Consider the following 1,504-nt stretch of genomic DNA (forward strand, 5'->3'; position numbering starts at 1 on the left):
AGCATTAAAGCCGCTCTTACTCCATTTTTGAGCTTTAGCTGCATCAAAGCCTATCGCTTTCCAATCTGCAATATCTCTTTCTGACATTCCTTTCCAGGTTGCTGGCGATGAAGCACAGCCATAGATAAGACACACAAAGATGGCACCGATTAACTTTTTCATTGAATACTCCCTTAACTGTAAGTGTACGTAATTGATGAAAAAATCATCAACATTAAATATAGTTAGCAGATATCACAGTTTCAAGTTAGCGATAGGGAATTATGAGATTAATAGCAAAACACCACGAAATGACTAACTAATAATGCTTTATTACGGGTGTTTTAATAAGTAGGCAGAGGTTTTAGGTATTAAAAAGGCCACATAGTGTGGCCTTTTGTGTCAAACAAGCACGTACTAAAACGTATTAACTACGCTGGCGGTTTGATTTAGGACGCGCTGCGGTAGTTTTGTGCTTACGCACGGCTCGGCGGATCTTAGCGCCTTTCACTTTAGCACGAGCGACACTGTGTTTATCAGTACCTAACATGGTGCGAGTTTCAGGCTCTAGACCTGCAACTTGGCGCAAGTAGTTTACTTGCTCCATATCCAGTTCACCCCAACCGCCACGAGGTAGTGACTTAGGTAGCTCAACCATGCCGTAACGAATACGGATAAGACGGCTAACTTGCACTTCTTGTGATTCCCATAAGCGGCGAACTTCGCGGTTACGCCCTTCTTTTAGGGTCACATGCCACCATTTATTAAGGCCTTCACCACCAGCAGCTTTGATGGTATCAAAGTTGGCAGGACCATCTTCTAATGTCACGCCTTTACGAAGACGTTGAACTGCCGCTTCAGGTACATCACCAAATGTGCGCACCGCATATTCACGGTCAACTTCATTTGATGGATGCATTAAACGGTTAGCTAGTTCACCATCAGAGGTAAATAACAGTAAACCTGACGTATTGATATCCAAACGCCCTACCGCTACCCAACGTGAGTCACGTATTGTCGGTAAACGTTCGAAAACCGTTGTTCTGCCTTCAGGATCTTTACGACTACAAATTTCACCTTCTGGCTTATGGTATGCCAACACACGACAAATAATGTCATCTTCGGTTTTGATGGTTATAGCACGGCCATCGATACGGATTTTAGCTTCTGCTTCAACGCGATCACCTAAGTTGGCAATTTCTCCGTCTACACTAACACGGCCTGCAGCAATCCATGCCTCCATCTCACGACGGGAGCCATGGCCTGCACGGGCCAAGACTTTCTGCAATTTTTCGCTCATCTAGTTCGACTCTTCTGTTTGTTGTGACGCCATTGAGACTTTCTCAAATAGCGCCTGCAATGACTCTTCATCCGATAGCGACGGTAAGTCTGCTAGGGTTTTCAAGCCAAAATAAGATAAAAATTCACTGGTGGTGGCATAGAGTGCCGGTCGCCCAGGCACTTCTTTATGACCCACTGTTTTTACCCAGTGTCTATCAGCTAAACTCTTTATTATGTGGCTGCT

General features: G+C 44.5%; 2 protein-coding genes. Both read right to left on the bottom strand.

Annotated features, from left to right (window positions below):
- Window positions 1-406: 406 nt before the first annotated feature.
- Window positions 407-1,279, bottom strand: coding sequence for a 23S rRNA pseudouridine(2605) synthase RluB (gene rluB / locus Q4557_RS19700; RefSeq protein WP_303415024.1), 873 nt, complete (start codon window positions 1,277-1,279; stop codon window positions 407-409).
- The coding region (locus Q4557_RS19705) for an SMC-Scp complex subunit ScpB (RefSeq protein ID WP_303415026.1) at window positions 1,280-1,504 on the bottom strand (225 nt) is incomplete at its 5' end.

Origin of the sequence: Shewanella sp. 5_MG-2023 (genome assembly GCF_030547465.1) — a bacterium.
Lineage (GTDB): Bacteria > Pseudomonadota > Gammaproteobacteria > Enterobacterales > Shewanellaceae > Shewanella.

Coding starts and splice junctions, on each gene's coding strand:
- rluB (WP_303415024.1), bottom strand. CDS start 1,279: ATGAGCGAAAAATTGCAGAAAGTCTTGGCCCGTGCAGGCCATGGCTCC.